The sequence below is a fragment of the Streptomyces sp. NPDC127129 genome, from assembly GCF_042671585.1.
Classification (GTDB): domain Bacteria; phylum Actinomycetota; class Actinomycetes; order Streptomycetales; family Streptomycetaceae; genus Streptomyces.
The window spans coordinates 383723-399038 of the sequence record NZ_JBHXTV010000004.1 but is presented as its reverse complement, the minus strand read 5'-3'; the positions used below and the strand labels follow the sequence as shown (position 1 = coordinate 399038).

Below are 15316 nucleotides of genomic sequence, written 5' to 3'. Positions count from 1 at the left end.
CAGCCTGCGCCCGGCGGATTGGTGTCTCGTCCGAACGAGTGGCGAGCGCCGCTCCGTGGGCGCCGGTTGGCGCACCGTCCGGCTGGGAGGGATACCGGTCCGCACGCCCTGTTCGGACGACGGACCGGTAACCATCATGTGTACGTCAGGCGTTGACGAACATGTTGCCGAAGGACGGGTTCAGCAGCCCGATGACGCTCACGGTGTTCCCGCAGGCGTTGACCGGAACATGGACCGGGACCTGGATCAGGTTGCCCGAACCGACACCCGGCGAGTACGCGGCAACGCCCTGCGCGCCCGCATCGGCGGCGGCCATCGACGCACCGCCGACCACCACGGCTCCGGCCGCCACGACCACTGCCACGCTCTTGCACACACGTACACGAACCATTGCGACTACCTCCGAAGGGAGAGACTCCGCCGCGTGGAAGACCACGCGGACGGGAGGGACCGCGAACGCGCGCCCCTCGCCCTGTCCTTCGCAGGCACCTGTATGCCGGCTGGGTCGCAGCGGCCTGATTCCCTCGACCGGGGGAATCATGGGTTCCGGTGTTGACGGGAATGTCCTCCCATCCGCACGCGCGTCCGCTACGAAGAGCTCTCGGACACACCACGTGACGCTGTGTCCGGACCGTGCAGGAACGCGGTCCGCACTCGCTCGACCGACAAGGACCTTCATGCGAGGGACACCCCTCCCCCGGCCGGCCTCCCCGGGATGCCGCTCCGTCCGGTCGCCGCAGCCGGAGCCCGGCCGGTGAACCGGCCACTCCCGTTCGGTGCCGCCGCAGACACCGCCCGCAGCGACTTGGCCGAGGTGATGCAGCAGGTCGCGCACGGCGACAAGCAGGCGTTCTCCGTCCTCTACGACGCGGTCGCCTCCATGGTTTTCGGGATTGTGCTCAGAGTCGTACGCGACCGGGCACAGTCGGAGGAGGTGGCTCAGGAGGTGATGATCGATCTGTGGCGGCAGGCCGCCCGCTACCGGCCGGAAGCGGGCAGCGTCACCGCCTGGGCGGCGACGATCGCCCACCGGAAGGCCGTGGACCGGGTGCGTTCCGCGCAGGCGGCCGCGGACCGCGAACAGGCACAGGCCGCCCGCGACCACCACACCGCCTTCGACGAGGTCTCCGAACAGGTCGAGACCCGCCTGGAGAGCGAGCAGGTCCGCCGCTGCATGGGCGGCCTGACCGAACTCCAGCACCAGGCGGTGACCCTGGCCTACTACCGGGGCCTGACCTACCGCGAGGTCGCCGAAGCCCTGCGCACACCGCTTCCCACGATCAAGACACGCATGCGCGACGGGCTCATCCGGCTCCGCGACTGCATGGGGGTGACCACATGAAGCAACACCGCGAAGACGTCCACGGCCTCGCCGCCGCCTACGCCCTTGACGCCATGGCCGCCGACGAGCGGGACATGTTCGCCGTGCACCTCCGGCAGTGTGCCGGGTGCCGGCAGGAGGCGGCCGAGTTCGTGGCCACCGCCGCCCGCCTGGCGGCGGCCACGGCCCAGGCGCCGCCGGCTGCCATGAAGCACGGGACCATGGCCGCGATCGACGGCGTGCGTCAGCTGCCGCCGCGCCTGCCCGCGACGACACCGATCGCAGCGTTCGCCGCCGCCGTGCGTCGCAGGGCCCTGCCCCTGACGCTGGCCGCCTGCCTCGCGGCGGCTGCCACGTTCGCCGGCCTGGCCGCTCGTCAGCACCGGGAGAACGAGGAACTGCCGGACCGGGCCCGGCAGGCCGAGCGGCGCATCGATGACATCAACGGCGTTCTGACGGCGCCCGACGCCCGCACGATCCACGGACGGACCGGGAACGGAGCGCTCACCGCTGTCGTCGCATCCGATCGGCAGAACAAGGCCGTGTTCACTGCGACGGGACTCCCCGCACCCGCGGCCGGGAAGACCTACCAGCTGTGGCTTGAACACGGAGGCTCCATGAGCCCTGCCGGGTTCATCCACCAGGACGGAATCGTCCTCATCGAAGGCGACACCGCGGGCGCGGGCGCGGTCGGCCTCACGCTCGAACCCGCCGGGGGTTCTGCGCAGCCCACGACACCGCCACTGGTCCTGATGCCCCTGCCCGCCTAACAGCTCGCCACCCCGCGGGGGCGCGAAGACCTCGCGCTTGCGGGCACGGACGTCATCGCTGGCGGGGGCTCGCGAGATCAGCTCGTAGAGCGCGGGCCGACGGCATCATCGTCCCGTCGTCCGGGGATCTGGTCGGCGCGGCGACGGGTCCCCGGACTACGCGTGGGCCTGGTCAGGCATCGGCGGTGACTCCGCCTTCTGGGAGCAGTTCGGGCATCCCCTCGACCAGCACGGCGACCCCGACCACTTCGCCGGCCTCGCAACGGCCGATCCAGACGGGATAGGTGCCGTCGCCTGTCGTCGCGAAGGCCGCCAGTTCGCCGCCGGATGCCCGGTCCCGGGTACGCAGCAGGTACATGGAGTCGCTGATGTCCTCGTAGACGTCCGGGTCCAGGTCCGGGTCTCCCTGGATCAGTCCTTTGTCGAAGAGCGCGATGAGAGGTTCCCAGGCTCCGGCATCGGCGAAGCAGCCAGTGGCGCCGTCGGTGTCGAAACCGGAGATCTGGTTCTCGATGAACAGCCGGATGTCGTCACCGGGCCTGAGCGCCATCTCCCAGGTCGCGGCGCGGGCGTCGCTGACGAGCAGGCGGACGGCCATGGTGTCGGTGCGCGTGACCTCGCTTCGCTCCCACTCACAGTGGTAGGTGTGGCTGGCCTGCGCCTCCTCCAGGACGTACTCCCCTGGCGGGACGGGGACCGTGATGTGGGGGCCGTCTTCGTGGTCGACGTCGGGGCCGGAGACGGCGAGCAGCCCGCTGGGGACGCGCAGGGTGCCGATGCGGCGTGGCTCCACGACCGTCATCTCAGGGTGGTATCCGTCGGTCACACGCACCCCGGGCCGGAACAGCTCACCGATCGGTCCGGGCTGCACGGGACGCGGTGGTTGCCAGCAGGTGGGGGGTGCGAGCCCGCTGTCGACGGCGGCCGCCGCGGCCGGTTGCGTGATCTCGAAGACCGGCGGTTCCGTCAGCGCTTGCGACCGGGCGGAGAACAGCGGCCATTCTCCGAAAGCGGGCCGGGGGCACCAGCGCTCGTCATCGCCGACCCTGGGCGCGGTGCTGTGGCATCTCCCGCGCTTGCCCTCGGGTTCCTCGTCTCGCCGGCCCCTTCCGTCAGGGAAGAGCTCCACGGTGATGCGGGGGCACGCTTCGTCGAACTCCGCCATCTCCGGGCCGGTGTAGTGCCGGCGGACCGCGTACCGGCGAAGCAGCCGAGTCGGATCATCCAGCAGCCTCAGGTCCAGGTCGTCGGTACGGCGGCCCTGCGCGTCGTAGACCCACACCCCGACATAGTGATCCCGCCAGCAGACGAGCCGAACCTCCAGCGGAGCCTCCCGGCCGGCCGCCCGGTACACCACCACGTACGGAAGCCCGGCGAGGTCCCGCTCGCGGGCCTCTTCCACGGATATCGGCCGCCAGGGGTTGCGGGTCTCCGGATCCCACGCCTGCGCGTACCCCACCTCGACCAGCATTGCCGCTCCTCCGTTCCCCTCGCTCCCGTACGTGACAGGCAGCAACATAGCCGCCACCTGTGACAACGCTTTCCCCGGGCCGAGCACGAGCCTCACCTGCGCGCGCCAACGGCCCAGCCAGGACGACTAGGCCGGGTATCGAAAGTGGATCTGCGGCTGTGAACAATCACGGTTCATGAGTCGGGGAGATGTCACGGACGAGCAGTGGGCGGTGCTGAAGCCGTAGTTGCCGAAGGGTGCGAGGGCGGGGCAAGCACCCGTCCGGCCTCGGCGGCACGTGCCGGGCGTCTTTCCGCATCTGTCCCGCATGCCAACGGCCGGCCAACGGGCATGTGCGGCAAGCCTCGCATGGGCACGAACGCCCTGAACGCCATGGACGCCCCCAGAGCCGATCTGAAGAACCTCGATATCGTGACCGGCAATCAAGAGGGCAAGGGATTCCCCATGTGTAAGAACTCCGAGACGTGGGTGCCCCGCATGGCCAGAAAGGTGCACACCGGATGGGTGACGAGCAGAGCAGGGCGAGGGAGCAGTCCCTCATCAGGTCGCTCGCCGGTGCCTCGCGTGTCGAGTGCGGTCCAGTGGACGTCGAGGCGGCCCGCCTGGCCTACCGGGAGGCGGGTTTCGACGTCACCGACGAGCTCGTGGAGTTCCTCGGGACGTACGGCGAGACGACGGTCTGCTGGCCATCGCACGTCACCGGGCACGAGGCGTCGCTGACGATCTCCGTCGAGGAGGCCGTGGTGGCGTTCCCGGCGTACGTCCGCTCTTTCGAGAAGCGTCTGGGAATTTCCGCCCTGCCGGTGGGCATCGCCCTCTCGACCGAGGAGGTGGTTCTCCTCGCGGAGAACGGTGACATCGTCCTGGGGGGTGACGCAGGAGTTCAGTGGGTCGCGCACGGGTTCGAGGAAGCCGTGCGGGCCCTGATCTCCGGCGACTGGGACACGACGTTCTTCTAGGCAGGTTCTTGCGGATCACCGCACAAGCTCCGGGCTGCCGGTGGTGGGATGGCGTCATGCGACCTGAGCACTGCGTGACCAGGAACCACATCGAGGTGTGGCATGAACGTGTGCTGCCGTCGGGGCCAGAACGGATCAGGTTCCGAACTGTGCTGCGCGGCTCGCTCCTGCCGATCCTCGTCTGGACTGGCGTCGCGTGCTTTGCGTACTTCCTCTACAACCCGCTCGTTGCAATGGTCCTCGGTGGGCTTTTCGCGTTGTCGTTCATCGTGGGGTTCGGGCTCCGTCGCAATGCGAGGCACTCGGTTCGCTGCAGCATCTACGGTGCACTGGGCGGAGTGCTGGACAAGTCCATGGCCGGGTTCTGAGGGGTTGCGGCGGCGGGGCCCGTCGTTGTCTCGAGCGTGTTGACCGATGCTCAGTGGGCCAGGATCGAGCCCTTGTTGCCTGACCGGACTCCTCGCCGAGGTGGAAGATGGCGTGATCACCGGCAAGTGATCGACGCAATCGCCTGGAAGTACCGGAAGGGATCTCCGTGGATGAATCTTCCTGCGGAGTTCGGCGCGTGGAAGGGTGCCTACAGCCGCCTGCGGAAGTGGGCGATCGACGGGACCACGCCATCGGCAGGTCCCGAGGCGGGCTGACTACGAAGATCCATCTCGCCGCCGACGGCAACTGCCGGCCGCGGCCTTCGTACTCACGGCAGGACAGGCCGGCGACGCGCCCGCCTTCCCTGATGTGATGACACGACTGCGCATCCCCCGCCGTGTCGGACGTCCCCGGACTCGGCCGGATGTGGCCCTGGCCGACAAGGCATACTCCTCCCGGGCCATCCGCGAACACCTCTAACGACGGGGGATTCGGGCGGTCATCCCGGTCCGAGCCGACCAACAGGGCCACCGGCTCCGCCGAGGCAGCCACGGTGGCCGGCTACCCGCCTTCGACCGCGAGGCAGACAAGCAGCGCAACACCGTCGAACGATGCATCAACCGCCGCCTCAAACAGTGGCGGGGAATCGCGACCCGCTACGAGAAGACCGCCACCATCTACCTGGCCGGACTCCACGTTGCAGCCATCCTCATCTGGTCAGGACGATGATCCGAGAGAAACGGCCTAGTCGCCGCAGCTCTCACGATGGGTACTGATCACAGCCATTCTCCGATCGCGGCGACAAGGATGGTGGCTTCGAAGCGGACGGCAAGTTTGTCGAATCGAGTGGCGACCGCCCGGTGCCTCTTGAGCCGGTTGATCCCGCACTCAACCGCATGGCGCTCACGGTAGTCGACCGGGTCGAAGCGCGGCGGCCGGCCGCCGCGGGCGCCGAGCCTTCGGCGGTTGCACGCTTGGTCGGCCTTGTCCGGGATGGTGCAGCGGACCCCGCGGCGGCGCAGGTAGGCGCGCCCGGGGCCCATCTACGAACGAGCATCGTGACGACGGCGCAGTGTCGGGCATGCCAGTGCCGAGCATCTGGCGTTCGTGGATGGCTGGTGGGCGGTGAGCTCGTTCGTCGCGCAGTCGGTGAACCAAGTGAATTGCGGCCTGGGGGACTTGTCGTCGATCTCGACCAGCACCGGAACCTGCCCGTGGTCGCTCTCCCCCACCTGCTTACGCCAACTCCGCGGCCGAGCCAGAAGACACATCATGCCGACGCGCCGCCCGCTCACCATCCGCGAACCCAGACCGCGCGCCCCTGACCGCTATCGACCTCGGTCCGATGGAGCGGGCGAGCAGGGGGGACCGACTCGCCCGCAGCGTGACCTGGAAGGCGATCTGAATCACGAGCCCCCCGACGGTGTCGAGGAGCGCGATCGCGCCAGGGGCGCGCCGGGTGTCAGCGTCCGGTGGGGCGAGGTCCTGTGCGGAACTAACGCGACGGCCGGCTGAAGAACGTGACCGGCCGCTCCCGCCGCACTCCGTCCACGACGACGTCGACGGACTCGTCGTAGAAGGCCACCCGGTCCTTGATGATCCCCACGGAAGGCAGGGGGTCGGGGTAGCTCCAGGCGATGTCGGGCCGCACGTCGGCGTCGCCGGCCCAGGACCAGTACTCGCTCGCCACACCCTTGTACGGACAGCGGGTGCGCCCGTCGGTACGGGTGAAGAGGTCGAGGCGGACGTCCTCACGCGGGAGATAGAAGCGCACCGGCAGACCCGTCTCGAACAGCAGAACCGGCGTGTGTGTGTCCGCGACGACCGCACCCTCGATCTCTACCTGAACATGTCGACTGCTCGGCAGGGCGTCCACCCGCTTGTGCGGGTCGCGGGGGTGCACGAAGATCTCTTCGTCCTCCTCGTACCAGTGGTCGAGAACCTCGCGCCCGAACCATTCGAAGCTGATGTGGCCGGCCAGATCCTCTCCGGGGTAGGTCCAGGCAGCCGCCCCGACGGTCCGATCGGGGAGCACAAGGTCGTAGAAGAGCGTCGCTCCCGCGTGACGCCGCCGGCTGGCGGGCCGCTCCGTTCGCCGCAGCAGGTCCGTTCGGACGTCTCCGGTCGGGAAGGCGTAGAGGGGGACGGGGCGCCCGGGCTCCCACACGAGAACCGGACGGTGACTGTCCACGACCGTGACCTCCCCCGCCGTCGCACGTACCCAGCGCTCACTCGGCTCCCAGAAAACACCTTCGGACTCGCCCTGGCGGCGCACGACGGGCACGGCTTCCGGGCCGGACTTCGGTGCGGTCATCGGTCTCTCCTCCTCGCTCCGCCCCCGGCTGCCCGGACCGGGTGTCGCGGCCCCGACCGCGCAGCCAGTGTCCACCCTGCTCCGGATCCCGGCCGGTGGCAAACGGCCCACCGTCACTCCTCCCGCCGTCCTCAGTCCCGGGCGCAGGCTGTCGCCGTTGGCGAGGACCCGCACGCGGGGGGCGGCTCTTCGCTGTCAGCTCGGCAGCCGTCGACCTTTAGGCCGTCGGCGTCCCCCAGGCACTAGGGGCGCGGGTGCAGCGCCTGAAGGCGGCAGGAACCTGCGCCCCGCGCAGTCCTCACGACCGAGCTGAGGGCCGCATGGGCACCGACCTGGCGCGCGCCCGGTGGGTACGACAGCGGCCCGAGCAGACCACCCGCGCCCTTACTGGACGCGTAGCGAGCGAGCCCCGGTGAGGTCCGGGGCCCGCTCTGCCATCGGCCGCATCGTCCACGCGCTGGTCAATCGGCACCACACACCAGCGGCGTGCGTGGAACCGAAGCCCATACCCGCTTCACCGCTACGAGTCCGTCCGCCGACCGTGTCGAGCGTGGCTGAATCGGACGTCACGCAACGCGTCCTGGTACTTCGAGTCCAGGAGACAGGGCATTGCGGGCGGGAAGCCTCGCGCGGTCTCGACCGGCGGGTGCGATCGTGCGCCGCCGATAGACGTCCGCTCCGCCGGGGCGGTGGAGAACCGCGGCTCGTCGCTCGCGTATATGACCGGACTGTCACAAGATCTGTTCTGTGGAACATCACCGTCTCGGCACACGTCTCGGGAGGCGGCGGGGCTGCCGGCCCCGAGGAACATATCTGCGAGAAGGCAAGGCTGGCCGGGATGACGACGGAAGCGGTGACGGGTGAAGGCCCGGAGTCTCCGGAGCGCGACAACGACTCGGACACGGCAGCTGTGTCCGACGACCGTCGGACACAGACGCGGGAAGGTGGCGGGGGCGGGGGCGGGGGCGGAGAACGCCCTGCCGACGGGCCACCGGCGTCCGCTGCGACCGGGCCGCAGTCGGGGAACCCGGTGACGGAGGGCACTCCGGCGTCCGCAGGTGGTGCTGCGTCGGCCGTCGGCGCGACGGACGAGGACGACGCGGTACCGCGGACGGATGCGGGCATGCCGAAGACCGCTCCCGTGACCGCGGGATCCGTGGCGCTCCCGGAGGATGGGTCCCGACTCGAGGCCGACTCCGACACGGAGGCCGTCTCCGTGGCCGAGAACGGGATCGACGCCAAGGACGGGCTCAACGTCCAGGGCCGTTCTGACGCCGAGGACGGGACCGAGACCGAGGACCGATCCGACGCCGCCCCGTCGGCTGCGGGCGGGAGTTCCGGATCGTCCGGGCCCGCGCCCGCCCGGCCGGTCGAGGCCCGCGGCGACGTCGAGCGCGACTCCGCAGCCCCCGCCCGCGACGCCGCCTCCCGTACCGAGTCCGACGAGGCTCAGTCCCCGGCCGGCCCGCGACCGGCCGTGGACCAGGCCACCGCCGTCCTGGGCACGATCGCCCCGGCCAACAGGCGGAGTGTCGGGCCAGTCGACTCCCGCACGACGGACGGACCCGGCCGGCCCACGCCTTCGTGGGCTCGGCCCGAGCAGGACGACCAGCGCACCCGCGCCCTCGCCGTGCCGACGGTTCCGGACACCCCGACGGCGAACTTCGCCGTTCCGACGGCCCCGCCGGCCGCCGCCCCGCGCCCGTCCGTGGCCGCGCCCGCTCGCGCCCCGGAGAAGGCGGAGCCCGCCGGGGCCCCGCTGAACCTGCTCGCCCAGCTGACCAATACCCCTCCCCCGGCCGAGACTCCGCGCCGCGTCGCGGTGCGGCGGGTCAAGGTATGGGCTCCCCTTCTGCTGCTCCTCGTCGGCGCCGTGGCCGGTGCCCAGTTGCTGCGCCCGCTGCCCGACCCCCAACTCCTCGCGACCGAGCGGACGCACACCGTGGAGGGGCAGCTCGCCATCCCCTGGCCCGGGGAGGGACAAGGCGCCGTGCGCCTCCCCGGTTCGGGGACGATCGGCACGTTCGGCGCGCAGAAGCCGGTGCCGACCGCGAGCGTTGCCAAGATCATGACAGCGTACGTCGTACTCAAGGACCATCCTCTGCGCAAGGGCGAGACCGGTCCCCCCATCACGGTCGACGCCAAGACCGTCGCCGACGGCCGGTCCCAGAACGAGTCCCGGATCCAGGGACTCACCGAAGGCAGCACCTACAGCCAGCTCGACATGCTGAAGATGCTGATGATCCCATCAGGCAACAACACGGCCCGGCTACTGGCACGTTGGTCCACCGGCAGCGCTTCCGAAGCGGCCTTCGTGGAGAAGATGAACGCCGCCGCCCGCGAACTCGGCATGAACGACACCACGTACACCGACCCGAGCGGCCTCGACGCGGGCACTGTGAGCACGGCCGTCGACCAGCTCAAGCTCGCCGAGGCGGCGATGAAGAACGACGTGTTCCGTTCCGTGGTCGCCCTGCCGGACGCCGAGATCAAGAACCTGTCCCAGCGACTGATCAACAACAACACCCTGCTCACCGAACCCGAGTTGAGCATCCGCGGCATCAAGACCGGATCGAGCACCCCAGCCGGCGGCGCGCTGGTCTGGGCAGGCTACAAGTCCGTCGGCGACGAGACCCCGCTGATCCTGGGTGCGTTGATGGACCAGCGGGCGGACGGCGCGGATCCCAACGCGACCCGGAGCCTGGCCCTGGTGCTGGCCAACAGCAAGAAGGTCATCGAGTCCGTCCGGGGCGCCCTGACCTCGGCCACGGTGGTCCGCAAGGGCGACACGGTCGGATACATCGACGACGGGCTCGGCGGCCGCACACCGCTCGTGGCCGGCGCGGACCTGAAGATCGTCGCCGCCCCTGGGCAGACGCTCCACCTCACGCTCAGCGGGAGGAGCGGGGCGAATGCCACCGTTCCGCGCACGGCCGCGGCGGGCGCCGAGGTCGGCGTGCTGGCCGTGGGCGAGGGAGCGGGAGCCAGGAGCGTACCGGTCATGGCTGGTCGCGAGCTCTCTGAACCCTCCATCGGCACCCGGCTCACCCGCATCCGCTGAGCGGGGACCGGCACCCCGGGGTCGACGGCGCAGTCACCCCGATCACAGCCGGATGGCCAGCCACATGGTCACAGCCGCGGTAACGGTGAGCCCGACGTTGAGTGCGATCTTGCGGTCTTCGCCCATCACGTGGACGGCGATCGCACCGGTCTGCAGGAGGACGAAGCCGATGGCCGTGGCTGGCGCCAGCCACGGAGCGACGCCGGTCCGCGGCGGCAGGATCAGGCCGATCGCGCCGAGTACTTCGACCGTCCCCAGCGCCCTGAGGGCTGGCAAGGTTGCGGCACGGTCGGCCTGCCGCAGCAGCAGGTCGGCGAACTGGATGACCTCGGCCGCCGCAATTCGGGTCACCGAAGGCCGTGGTCCGAGGACGGAGCAGGGCCACTCGAGCAGCTCGAGACCGGGGCGCGGCCGCGCCGGGGATGATGGGGCTGGAGAGTCGGAACAGTGAGGACAGGAGCTTCCATGGCGCAGTGGGTTCACCAACCCCGTGAAGATGCGGAGTTTGATTTCATTCTGGGGATGAGCAAGGTCCCTGCGCTCGTGTACTTCACCGGAACATGGCCCAAGGCGATCGAGCCCTGCCGGGCGATGGACCTCGCCGTGGGTGCCATCGCAGTCGAGTACAGGGGCCGTTTGACTGCAGTCCGCACCGACATCACGCGCTGTCCGGCCGCAACCGAGCGATACCGGATCAGCGGAGCCCCGTCCTACGTCCTGTTGAAGGATGGCGAGGTGGTGGCGTACGGCACGGGGCCCATGACCACCGCCGAGGTCCGCGAGTTCCTGGACGGCCACCTCTGAGACCGCCCACTTCCTCCAAGGCTGGCGACGCCGTCGTTTCTTCACCGGGCCGGCGAGGTCAGGCTCGCGTGGCATGAGCCAGAGTGGTTCGCAAGCGGCAGCATTCTTCCGAGAGACTCCCCAGAGCGGAGTGGTCTGCCGCTCAGCATCCGGCCGTCGTGGAAGTACTCGAACCGGGGCGGGACCGGCTTCCTGTTCCCCTCCTCGTACTCCGGGCGGGCAGCAGCTCGCCGCAAGGCGCTCGGCGACCTCTTGCGAGGAGAGCCGCGGGCGAGCACCGCGCAGTCCCCCCGAAGGCGACCGATTCGGCTGACGCGCGGGTGGCGCAGGGCGGACAGGGTCTACGACCCCAGCGATCGGCCCGATTCAGGAAGAGCTCAAGGACCGAAGACGGTCGGCGATGTCGTAGGAGTTCAGCCGTAGGGCGCGAATGTCGTTGACCAGGTCGCGCCACGGCTCGAACGTGGTGTCCACGCGATTGCCGGACGCCTCGAGGTACGCGATGGCGATGCCGTAACCGTAGAGCTCGTTCCGGGCGGGGAGCGGGCGCAGCAGGACGCATTCCTCAAGGAACACTGCGGCGCGCCAGAAGGCGTCAGGGTCGGCCTGGTCGAGACGCGGGGTGTTCACCCGGTGACGGGCGGCCATGCCGACGAGGACCGATAGGTCGTTGACCGTGAGGTCCTTGCGGAGGATGTCCTCTTGGCGCTCCAGGAGCCATCGGTGATCGATGAGTAGATCCACAGGTCAGGCCGCCCGCGAAGACCCACGCTTGGCCACCGGCGGAAGGCCGCCGAACTCGGCGTCGAACCGGTCCACGATCCCTGGAGCGCTGATGGCGCGGCGGAAAGCAGCCGTCGCAGTGTCCTGGAGGCGCTCCTGCTCCTTCTCGGCGGCCACCTGCGCGAGGTAGTCCTTCATGGACATGCCCGCCCCGTCAGCCAGCGTTTTGAGCCGGTCCCGGGTCGTGTCGTCGATCTTGACGGTCGTGTCTGCCATGCATCGAGTATGCCCGGTGGTATACCAGTGCGGCTACCCCGGATGGCCGGATTTGCAGGGCGGCCGTACCGGCCTTCTGGCACTGCTTCACCTTTGGGCCGGCCTCGTGAGCCCCCCGGTCTCAGCCGGTAGGGGTCCTGGTCTCACGGCGCGGCGCGTACGCCGGCGCATCGCCGTGGCGAACTCTTCCCGGACTCGGAGTCCGTTGATGTGGCGCAGCCCGATCATCGCGGCCAGGACCGCTCCGGCGAGGTCACTGGAGACACCGGGACCAGCCCTGCGCCTCTCCGCGCCAGGCGCCGCAGGTGGTGTCAGGCCCTGAAGCCCGTGGCCCCGAGCTCACCCCTTCGGCTCGGCAGCCACGATGCCCAGCAACCCAGGAAACCGCTGCTCGATGTCGGCTCGGCGCAGGCTGGCCATCCGGCTGTTGCCCCGGTCGACCTGCCGGATCAACCCGGCCTCGCGCAGTACACGGAAGTGGTGCGTCACGGTCGCCTTGGAGACGGGCAGCCCGAAGGAGCTGCACGTCCGCGCCACGCCGTCGGGTTCGGCTACCAGCTCACGCACCACTCGGCGGCGGAGCGAATCTGCCAACGCGGATAGAACCGGGCCGAGTTCCATCTCCTCGACGCTCGGGTGGCCTTCATCATCGGGCATTCGGGACACCCTCCCTTCAGGTATGGATTGCATCGTACCTATGGGTTCGATAGCGTGCGGAAGGTACGAGATCGATTGTACCTATCAGGGAGAGAACCCCGCATGACCCAGCCCTTCTCACTTGTCGGCATCGCTCGACCCAAGCCCGAACACGCCGCGGAGTTGAAGCAGCTCCTCCTCTCCTTCGTAGAGCCGACGCGGCAGGAACCCGGCTGCCTGGAATACCACTTCCACGAGGATCGCAACGACCCCGGCGTCTTCGTCTTCTACGAGGCCTGGCGCTCCAAGGCCGATCTCGACGTCCACCTGGCCCTCCCCCACATGCAAGCCTTCTGGGAGCGGCGCATGGACTACCTGCAGACGGATCTCGACATCCGTTTTCTCACCATGCACAGCCCCTACCAGCCGGCCGTCGGCCTGGAGCGGAGCCTCGGTCACCCCAGTGACGCCGCGCCGGTCTTGTACGTCTCAACCGATCCCACCCCCGCAGCGCAGCCGGACACATCCGGTGCGGCCCCGCTCCGAGCGCGATGACGTGAGAGACCGCCACACAACTCGATGCCGGGGGCGGAATGCACGGCTGCTGAGGGTTGTGCGCTCGTGGCGGCGCGGGCCCGGCGCCTGGTCACCTCACAACGCGGGCTTCCGGGCCGGATTCACAGTGCGGGCGGACCGATTCCGGTGACGTGTCCGTGTGCCTGAGCTCTTCGAGCAGCTCGTTCTGCCCGGCCAGGAGTTCGGTGAGGATGCGCCGTGCTGCGCGAAGGAGTTCCGCCACGTCGCCGCCGGCCAGGGCATAGCTGACGGTGGAGCCGTCGCGGATGGACACCACGATGCCGGATCGTCGTAGTACCGCGAGCTGTTGGGAGAGGTTGGACGGTTCGATCTCGATCTCGTTCAGGAGTTCACGTACGGGTACGGGTCCGTTCTGGAGCAGTTCCAGTACGCGGATCCGGGCGGGGTGTCCGAGCATGCGGAAGAACTCCGCCTTGGCCTGGTACAGCGGTACCTGCATGCGACAACACTCCCACCCGCGTCGAACCGTTCCAAGGGCTGCCGGCGGGACCTGCCGGTCCCCGGTGCCCAGCTTCAGCCATCCTCCCGCTTCCCGACCCCGCGCGCCCTTTGCTGATCACTTTCAGATGTGTCGACTTGAAGATTCTTTCAACTCGTGGGCATGCGGAGCCGGGGAACAGGAGCGCGCCTACAGCTCCAGTTCCGCCTCGATGCGCCTGAGTTGGTGCCTGGCCATCGCCAGGTTCGCTCGGCCCTTGTCAAGGACGAGGTAGAGGAACAGGCCGTTGCCTCCGCGGCCCTTGATCAGCCGGATGAGGTGGTACTGGCTCCCGAGTGTGATCAGTACGTCCTCGATGTCCTCCTGGAGGCCCAGCATCTCCATGGTGCGGATCTTCGCCCGGATCACGTCGGTGTTCCCCGCCGCGGCTACCGCCAGATCCAGCCCGTTGCCTCCGCCCAGCGTTCCCAGGGCCATGCCACTCGTGTAGTCGACCAGAGCGACCCCTACGCTCCCCTCGATCGAGGTCATCGCCTCTTTCAGTGACGTCTCCACAGTCAACATCAGTACTCGCTCCCTGCGTTCTCGACGGCTCGGCCGGTCGCAGACCTCAGCCGAGTGATGACGGCAGACGCTACCCACTGTCGGTCAGGAGCGCAGGGAAGATGGGGAATCCGGCAGAAAGTGATCCCCAAGCCCATGCATCCGCCAATCACTCCTGTGTTTTTGCCTGCCCAGAGGGCGACGCGGTGGACGAAAGCATGAGCGCCAACCCCTGCGCGAGATCGTGCCGGTGGGCGCCCGCGGCCGTGACCGATCCGCTTGGCGGGATGCGGGATGGGGGTTCATGACACTGCAAGCTGCCGCCGCGGTTGCCGAGCGGAGGTTTTCAGACAGCTCCGCGGATCGGCGGCGGGTCGAGGGTGTCTATGGCATCGACAGGAGGGGTTGGCGTACCGGACGGCAGATCGAGGTGTCGCGTGAAGTCGCTTGCGCAATGGTCAAGAATCATTGACCATTGCTCGCATGCCTACCGATGATCTCCCCGAGACGTTTCACGTCACCACGGACGAGCAGCTGCGCGCCGTCTCCAATCTCACCCGTCACCGGATCATGGCCGTGCTCCGCTTCGAGCCGGCGACGATCACTCAGATCGCCGAGCGGGTGGGTCTTGCGAAGGGGAGTTCCAGCTATCACGTGCGACTTCTGGAGCGGGCCGGCCTGGTGAAGGTGGTGCGGACGCGGAAGGTGCGAGGGGTCACCGAGCGGTATTACGCGATGGCCGCACGGTCGATCGTGTTGCCGGATCCGGGCGAGGGAGGGCCGGACGTGCTGATGCGGCATGCGGTGGCGGATCTGGAGGCGTCGCCGGCGGACGGCGAGCGGCACGTGCGGATGGCGCATCTGCGGCTCACCGATGAGCAGTTCGCGCAGCTGGGGGCGCGGTTGGAGGCTCTGGCGGACGAGTACCGGGAGCTGTCCGATCCGTCGCTGCCGGACACGTCACTCGTCTTCGCGCTGTTCCACCCGGCACCGCGCCAGCAGGCCGAGGGGGGCACCAAGTGAGTTCGGATGT

Annotated in this window: 18 protein-coding genes and 1 pseudogene; 9 read left to right on the top strand and 10 right to left on the bottom strand. The window is 69.1% G+C overall.

What is annotated here, in order from left to right; genetic code table 11:
* Positions 1-145: 145 nt before the first annotated feature.
* Entirely contained in the window at positions 146-391 is a 246-nt protein-coding gene (locus ACFVGW_RS10320) for a chaplin (RefSeq protein ID WP_385851614.1), read from the bottom strand.
* Positions 392-754: 363 nt separating this feature from the next.
* On the opposite strand from ACFVGW_RS10320, the gene sigK reads away from it, so the two are divergent.
* Positions 755-1342: an ECF RNA polymerase sigma factor SigK gene (gene sigK / locus ACFVGW_RS10315; protein WP_385851613.1), complete on the top strand. Its 588-nt coding sequence runs from the start codon at positions 755-757 to the stop codon at positions 1340-1342.
* On the top strand, positions 1339-2091 hold the full coding sequence (locus ACFVGW_RS10310; RefSeq protein ID WP_385851612.1) for an anti-sigma factor: 753 nt from the start codon (positions 1339-1341) through the stop codon (positions 2089-2091). Before sigK ends, ACFVGW_RS10310 begins: the two co-directional genes overlap by 4 nt.
* A 172-nt stretch (positions 2092-2263) precedes the next feature.
* Here ACFVGW_RS10310 and ACFVGW_RS10305 read toward each other — a convergent pair whose 3' ends face one another.
* Positions 2264-3562: a DUF4241 domain-containing protein gene (locus tag ACFVGW_RS10305; protein WP_385851611.1), complete on the bottom strand. Its 1299-nt coding sequence runs from the start codon at positions 3560-3562 to the stop codon at positions 2264-2266.
* Positions 3563-4062: 500 nt separating this feature from the next.
* Here ACFVGW_RS10305 and ACFVGW_RS10300 point away from each other — a divergent pair, with 500 nt between their 5' ends.
* From ACFVGW_RS10300 to ACFVGW_RS10290, 3 genes and pseudogenes are all read left to right on the top strand, one after another.
* Entirely contained in the window at positions 4063-4521 is a 459-nt protein-coding gene (locus ACFVGW_RS10300) for an SUKH-3 domain-containing protein (RefSeq protein ID WP_385851610.1), read from the top strand.
* A gap of 74 nt (positions 4522-4595) precedes the next feature.
* On the top strand, positions 4596-4889 hold the full coding sequence (locus tag ACFVGW_RS10295; RefSeq protein ID WP_385851609.1) for a hypothetical protein: 294 nt from the start codon (positions 4596-4598) through the stop codon (positions 4887-4889).
* 36 nt (positions 4890-4925) lie between these two features.
* Positions 4926-5619 (top strand): annotated as a pseudogene (locus tag ACFVGW_RS10290) (IS5 family transposase).
* A 47-nt stretch (positions 5620-5666) separates the two neighbouring features.
* Here the strand turns inward: ACFVGW_RS10290 and ACFVGW_RS10285 are convergent.
* Positions 5667-5933: a hypothetical protein gene (locus tag ACFVGW_RS10285; protein WP_385851608.1), complete on the bottom strand. Its 267-nt coding sequence runs from the start codon at positions 5931-5933 to the stop codon at positions 5667-5669.
* A 452-nt stretch (positions 5934-6385) separates the two neighbouring features.
* Positions 6386-7204, bottom strand: a complete 819-nt coding sequence (locus ACFVGW_RS10280; RefSeq protein ID WP_385851607.1) for a DUF427 domain-containing protein — start codon at positions 7202-7204, stop codon at positions 6386-6388.
* Between the two features lie 1123 nt (positions 7205-8327).
* Between ACFVGW_RS10280 and ACFVGW_RS10275 the strand changes: the two genes are divergently transcribed.
* The gene (locus ACFVGW_RS10275; RefSeq protein ID WP_385851606.1) at positions 8328-10265 is read left to right on the top strand and encodes a D-alanyl-D-alanine carboxypeptidase family protein; all 1938 of its coding nucleotides are present in this window, start codon (positions 8328-8330) and stop codon (positions 10263-10265) included.
* A 42-nt stretch (positions 10266-10307) separates the two neighbouring features.
* Here ACFVGW_RS10275 and ACFVGW_RS10270 read toward each other — a convergent pair whose 3' ends face one another.
* The gene (locus ACFVGW_RS10270) at positions 10308-10589 is read right to left on the bottom strand and encodes a DoxX family protein (protein ID WP_385851723.1); all 282 of its coding nucleotides are present in this window, start codon (positions 10587-10589) and stop codon (positions 10308-10310) included.
* Between the two features lie 141 nt (positions 10590-10730).
* Here ACFVGW_RS10270 and ACFVGW_RS10265 point away from each other — a divergent pair, with 141 nt between their 5' ends.
* Complete coding sequence (locus ACFVGW_RS10265) at positions 10731-11069, top strand: thioredoxin family protein (protein WP_385851605.1); 339 nt, start codon at positions 10731-10733, stop codon at positions 11067-11069.
* 366 nt (positions 11070-11435) lie between these two features.
* Here ACFVGW_RS10265 and ACFVGW_RS10260 read toward each other — a convergent pair whose 3' ends face one another.
* From ACFVGW_RS10260 to ACFVGW_RS10250, 3 genes are all read right to left on the bottom strand, one after another.
* A complete protein-coding gene (locus tag ACFVGW_RS10260) occupies positions 11436-11813 on the bottom strand; it encodes a toxin Doc (protein WP_385851604.1) in 378 nt (125 codons plus the stop codon).
* A gap of 3 nt (positions 11814-11816) precedes the next feature.
* The gene (locus ACFVGW_RS10255; RefSeq protein ID WP_385851603.1) at positions 11817-12068 is read right to left on the bottom strand and encodes an antitoxin MazE7; all 252 of its coding nucleotides are present in this window, start codon (positions 12066-12068) and stop codon (positions 11817-11819) included.
* A gap of 339 nt (positions 12069-12407) precedes the next feature.
* Entirely contained in the window at positions 12408-12725 is a 318-nt protein-coding gene (locus ACFVGW_RS10250; RefSeq protein WP_385851602.1) for an ArsR/SmtB family transcription factor, read from the bottom strand.
* A gap of 102 nt (positions 12726-12827) precedes the next feature.
* Here ACFVGW_RS10250 and ACFVGW_RS10245 point away from each other — a divergent pair, with 102 nt between their 5' ends.
* Positions 12828-13259 (top strand): putative quinol monooxygenase, encoded by a 432-nt coding sequence (locus ACFVGW_RS10245; protein ID WP_385851601.1) that lies wholly within the window; start codon positions 12828-12830, stop codon positions 13257-13259.
* Between the two features lie 91 nt (positions 13260-13350).
* Here ACFVGW_RS10245 and ACFVGW_RS10240 read toward each other — a convergent pair whose 3' ends face one another.
* On the bottom strand, positions 13351-13740 hold the full coding sequence (locus tag ACFVGW_RS10240) for an ArsR/SmtB family transcription factor (RefSeq protein WP_385851600.1): 390 nt from the start codon (positions 13738-13740) through the stop codon (positions 13351-13353).
* Between the two features lie 189 nt (positions 13741-13929).
* The gene (locus ACFVGW_RS10235; protein WP_385851599.1) at positions 13930-14304 is read right to left on the bottom strand and encodes a hypothetical protein; all 375 of its coding nucleotides are present in this window, start codon (positions 14302-14304) and stop codon (positions 13930-13932) included.
* Between the two features lie 462 nt (positions 14305-14766).
* Between ACFVGW_RS10235 and ACFVGW_RS10230 the strand changes: the two genes are divergently transcribed.
* A complete protein-coding gene (locus ACFVGW_RS10230; RefSeq protein ID WP_385851598.1) occupies positions 14767-15306 on the top strand; it encodes an ArsR/SmtB family transcription factor in 540 nt (179 codons plus the stop codon).
* Positions 15307-15316 lie beyond the last annotated feature (10 nt).